The organism is Selenomonas sp. (assembly GCF_052169755.1).
Classification (GTDB): Bacteria; Bacillota; Negativicutes; order Selenomonadales; family Selenomonadaceae; genus Selenomonas.
Genome location: NZ_JBQNBV010000142.1, coordinates 1 through 4749 on the forward strand (window position 1 = coordinate 1; position 4749 = coordinate 4749).

The window sequence follows — 4749 nt, forward strand, 5'->3', positions numbered from 1 at the left end:
GCACCGATCCCGTGCAGGCGGCGCGTGTGACAAGAGCGGTCAAACAGCATACGAAGAAGCCCGTCATCGTCAAACTCTCGCCGAACGTCACCGACATCGTGCAGATGGCGCGTGCCGTCGAGGAGGCGGGCGCCGATGCCGTCTCGCTCATCAACACGCTGACAGGCATGGTGATCGATGTCGAAAAGCGCCAGCCGCTCCTTGGCAATATCACGGGCGGTTTGTCCGGTCCCGCCGTCAAGCCCATCGCCCTGCGCATGGTCTATCAGGCGGCACATGCGGTCTCCATTCCCGTCATCGGCATGGGCGGCATACAGACGGGCGAAGATGTGGCGGCGTTTTTGCTCGCGGGCGCGAGCGCCGTCGAGATCGGCGCGGAGAATTTCGCAAATCCGCGTGCCGTCGTCGAGGCGGCTGAAGGACTCGATGCGTATTTGGAGCGGCAAGGCATCGAATATGCGAGAGATTTGACGGGGGCGTTGGAACTTTGAGGACAGGGAAAAGACAAGGACTGCGCTTCATACTGGTTTTTGCGCTGCTCTCCCTGCTTGTGCTCTCCGTCGGCTGCGGCAGAAGGAGCGCTGTCTACCGTGAGCCGCCGCATCATCCCGAGTTCGTTGAGGGCGTGAAGTTCTCGGAGAATCCTGCGAAGTTCAAGGGCAAGGAAGTGCAGTTCGTCGCGCGTGTCGTCGATATCGACGGTGCGGCAATGCAGGCGGAGATGCATACGAATGGACCGCGCCTTCTCGTCGAGGGCAAGGGGGTCAGCGCCGCCGAACCGCGCCCCTCGCGCGGCGACTATGTGCGCCTTTATGGCACGGTGGCGCAGGACGATCGGGCGGGCTACATCGCCGTCATTGATTCCTACAAAGTGACCGTGCCGCGCTGGAGCGAGCTGATGCGCACGTCGCAGAGCCTTAGAAGTGAGGATGGTCATGTCGAAGTGCAGATTCTCTCGGCAACGACGGGACGCGACTCGCTTGAAATCAAGGAGGGCAATATCGCCCTGATGCCCGACAGCGCCGCAACGAGACTGTCGGATATCGCCTTCATCGGCATGACGTTGAAGATCCGCGGCGAAATTAGCGATGATGGGGAAGGCGACTTCGACTATCTTGAGCGCAGCGGGCAGAGAATGCGCTCGGGCTTCACGCTCGACTTGGACGGCGCGGGTACGGCGACCTTCAAGACAGAGGCGCTTTCTGTACCGGTCGAGTACAAGGAAGCGCTGAAAGCCGTCGGTGCATCGGGCGACGGCGGCATCATGCTGCCTGAAGGCAAGACATATCGTCTGCGGTACCGCTGAAGGAAAGGGAGTAGGATATGAACGAAAAGAACCGCGAGGAGCTTCTCGAAGAATATGCGCGTCTGATCGTGCGCATGGGGGTCAATCTGCAAAAGGATCAGCCGCTCGTCATCAACGCGCCGCTCGCGTGCGCTGACTTTGCGCGGCGCGTCGCGAGCGCGGCGTACGATGCAGGTGCGCACGATGTGACGGTCGCGTGGAACGACGAAAGACTTGCACGCCTGCGCTACGATAAGGCGAGAAAAAGCGTCTTCACGGAGTTTCCCGAATGGCGTCGCCGCCTCTACGAGGACAGCGCCCAAGAGGGGGCGGCTTTCGTCACGATTCATGCGTCGGATCCCGAGATCTTCAGCGGCGTCGAGCCGGAGCGTCTGACGCTTGCACAGCAGGCGGCGGGCGCGGCGCTTCTCGAGTACCGCCAGCGTTTGATGAGCAACAAGAACGCCTGGTGCGTCGTCTCGATTCCGACGGAAAGCTGGGCGAGAAAGGTGTTCCCCGAGGACGCGCCCTCCGCTGCCGTCGAGCGGCTTTGGCAGGCGATCTTCGATGCCGTGCGCCTTGCGCCGGGCGAAGATGCGGCACTGCGCTGGCAGGAGCATATCGAATTCTTGGCGCGTGCGGCGAAGTTCATGAATGACCATGCTTTCTCGCGCTTGGAGTATAAGAACGATCTCGGCACGAACCTTTCCATCGAACTGCCCGAGGGTCATATCTGGATGGGCGGCGCGGAAAAGACACAGGGCGGCGTGACCTTCGTCGCCAATATGCCGACGGAAGAAATCTACACGCTGCCCAAGCGCGACGGCGTAAACGGCACGGTTAAAGCGACGCGCCCACTGAACGTCAACGGCAATATCGTCGAGGGCTTCGCCTTGACCTTCAAAGATGGCAAAGTCGTCGACTACAAGGCAGAGCGCGGCGCGGAAATCCTCAAGGAGCTTTTTGCCACGGACGAGGGAGCGAACTATCTCGGCGAAGTCGCGCTCGTACCCTACGATTCGCCGATCTCGAAGAGCGACGTGCTCTTCTTCAACACGCTCTTTGACGAAAATGCCGCGTGCCACCTCGCCTTCGGCAAAGCCTACCCGACGTGCATCAAGGGCGGCGAGGCGATGACCAGCGTCGAGCTTTTGCAGCGCGGCGTCAACGATTCGCTCGTACATGAGGACTTCATGATCGGCTCGAAAGACCTCGCCATTGACGGTGTGCAGGAGGACGGCAAGCGCGTGCCTGTGTTCCGCGACGGGAATTTCGCGTTCGTTTGACAGCGGAAGTGACGACCCTTGCCGATGGTTCAGCGCAATAGAAAAAGCCCGGCTTTCCCGGGCTTTTTTACATCCTTTTGGTGCGGACGAGAGGGTTTGAACCTCCATGCCTTGCGGCACCGGATCCTAAGTCCGGCGCGTCTGCCAATTCCGCCACGTCCGCAGGGTCAATGTTGACGGTTCTTATTCTAGCATGACGGCAGAAGCCTGTCAAACGATGGAAGATGTATGACGCATTTCGGGTACCGGGAACGCAGGAGGGGGCGTGCAGGTTTGAGGAAGGATGAGGCGTATGAATGAGGGGAGAAAGATGGACGAAGCGCTTTTCAAAAAAGTGGAGCGGTATATCGAAAAGTATTATGTGAAGCCGCGAGATCCTTCTGCGATGCGGTTTTTGGGGCTTATAACCGCCAGCAGCATGCCTCGTGGTTTCTCGCATGTGCCATCGTCTGCCGGCAGGCGCCCGCTGAAGAACCTGCTCGATGCTGTGCTACAGCTGGCAGAAAAGAGCTTTGCCGAGAGGCTTATGCTGCTCATCAAGAAGAGCGGTGCGAAAGCGGCGGATGTCTACGGCAAGGCGGGAATCACGAAGCAGCACTTTTCCAAGATTAAGAATCATGCGGATTATCAGCCCTCGAAGGAAACGGCGCTCGCCTTTGCCATCGTTCTGCGTCTGTCGCTTGCCGAGGCTGAAGATCTCATAGGCAGGGCGGGTTTCAAACTTTCCGAAAGCAGCAAGCGCGATCTGCTCGTCCGGTTCTTCATCGAGGAAAAGATTTATGATGTCGATATCATCAATGAACAGCTCTATGCGCGGGGCTTCTTGCCGCTGACGAATCGCCGCCGCATGAAGGACTGAAAGATGTACGCACGGATGCACGCTTCGCGGACGCCCTGCGCCAAATTCTCCCAAAAGAGCCGTGCGGCTCTTTTGGGGAGAATTTTTCGTATGGTCGCCTGTCAGGCGACCATACTTCCAGCAGCTTGTCATATAATATGACTAGAGAATCACTGATAAATTCAGCGCTTCCCTAAAGCCGATGATTGCTAGATGCAAATGGAAAGGATGGTCAATATGAGCTGGTGGAAAAATTGCTTCTTGGTAGCAACGGGCGTCGTTGCCGGAGCGCTGCTCTATGAAACGGTGATGAACGACGAGGACGACGCTCCAGAGGATGCAGCTGACGACGAAGAAGAAGCCGCTCCGGACGGCATGGATCTTCTCGTCGCGAAGGTGCGCCGCGAGGCGACGCTTGCCATGGCGCAGTGCGAAAGCGATGAAGAGCGCGAAGCCGTCTACGCCCGCGTGAAGGCATCTGTGCAGGAGATACAGGATGCTTTGGCGAAGAAAGGAGAAGCGCTGATCGAGCAGTTGAAGGAAGAAGCCGAGCAGCAAGGGGAAGCAGAGCCAGACGGCGTGGCGATGCGGGTCGAGAGCATCGAAAAAGCCATGCAGCAGATCAAGGACTCCTTGGAAGATACGTTGGAATCCCTGCAGCCCTCTGCGCCTGCTCTTTGAAAAAGGTGTACTGACAGGGGAGTTTTGCAAAACTCTCCTGTCAGAAAGGAGGTTTGTGTGGATATGGAGGAAGAAGCAAAGCGGTACGATAGCCATCGAGAGGATGCCCCTCAAACGCTGCAGGATGATCAAGTCCATGCAGCTATTTTGCATGGTTGCCAAGGGGAAGATGACGCGGTGTCCAAGTCGATGGAGCAAAGCTCGATGGTGGAAGCAATACCGAAAGATCCTCTGCCGAGCGAAACCGCGGCATTGGCGGTGCGCTTGGAGAAAATAGAAGCTGCGATGGAGAAGCAAGCGGCGGACATCAAAAAACTGCAAGAGTCCCTGCAAAGCCCGGAGCGGCAAATCAGCGATCTGAAAATGCAGATGGGAGAGTATCAGTCAGAAAAGAAAGAGCAAGATGAAGAAAATCTGCCCATGAAGGAGGAGAATCAGCGTCTACGTGGCGAAGTGAACGACTTGCAAACGAAGAATCAGAATCTAAGCGGCGAAGTGAAGAACTTGCAAGCGCAGAATCAGAATCTAAGTGGCGAAGTGAAGAACTTGCAAGCGCAGAATCAGAATCTAAGTGGCGAAGTGAAAGACTTGCAAACGAAGAATCATGCGCTGCAAGAGCAGCTGGATGCGCGGTTTTCTCGCGGTTGGGAGCTGTTTGA

At 57.4% G+C, this 4749-nt stretch carries 6 protein-coding genes and 1 tRNA gene; 6 read left to right on the forward strand and 1 reads right to left on the reverse strand.

Annotated elements, in window-relative coordinates:
- The 3 genes from ACTTKG_RS09050 to ACTTKG_RS09060 all read left to right on the forward strand — a co-directional run.
- A partial coding sequence (locus ACTTKG_RS09050; protein WP_442673883.1) for a nitronate monooxygenase occupies positions 1-491 on the forward strand: 491 nt, incomplete at its 5' end.
- Complete coding sequence (locus tag ACTTKG_RS09055) at positions 488-1306, forward strand: hypothetical protein (protein ID WP_442673884.1); 819 nt, start codon at positions 488-490, stop codon at positions 1304-1306. The genes ACTTKG_RS09050 and ACTTKG_RS09055, both read left to right, overlap by 4 nt.
- A gap of 17 nt (positions 1307-1323) precedes the next feature.
- Positions 1324-2571, forward strand: coding sequence for an aminopeptidase (locus tag ACTTKG_RS09060; RefSeq protein ID WP_442673885.1), 1248 nt, complete (start codon positions 1324-1326; stop codon positions 2569-2571).
- A gap of 78 nt (positions 2572-2649) precedes the next feature.
- On the opposite strand, the gene ACTTKG_RS09065 is transcribed toward ACTTKG_RS09060, so the two are convergent.
- Positions 2650-2734: transfer RNA gene (locus ACTTKG_RS09065), tRNA-Leu, on the reverse strand.
- Positions 2735-2863: 129 nt separating this feature from the next.
- On the opposite strand from ACTTKG_RS09065, the gene ACTTKG_RS09070 reads away from it, so the two are divergent.
- The 3 genes from ACTTKG_RS09070 to ACTTKG_RS09080 all read left to right on the forward strand — a co-directional run.
- A complete protein-coding gene (locus ACTTKG_RS09070) occupies positions 2864-3430 on the forward strand; it encodes a helix-turn-helix domain-containing protein (RefSeq protein WP_442673886.1) in 567 nt (188 codons plus the stop codon).
- Positions 3431-3646: 216 nt separating this feature from the next.
- Positions 3647-4090: a hypothetical protein gene (locus ACTTKG_RS09075; protein WP_442673887.1), complete on the forward strand. Its 444-nt coding sequence runs from the start codon at positions 3647-3649 to the stop codon at positions 4088-4090.
- Between the two features lie 63 nt (positions 4091-4153).
- Positions 4154-4749 (forward strand): hypothetical protein (locus tag ACTTKG_RS09080; protein ID WP_442673888.1); only part of this gene is annotated, 596 nt, incomplete at its 3' end.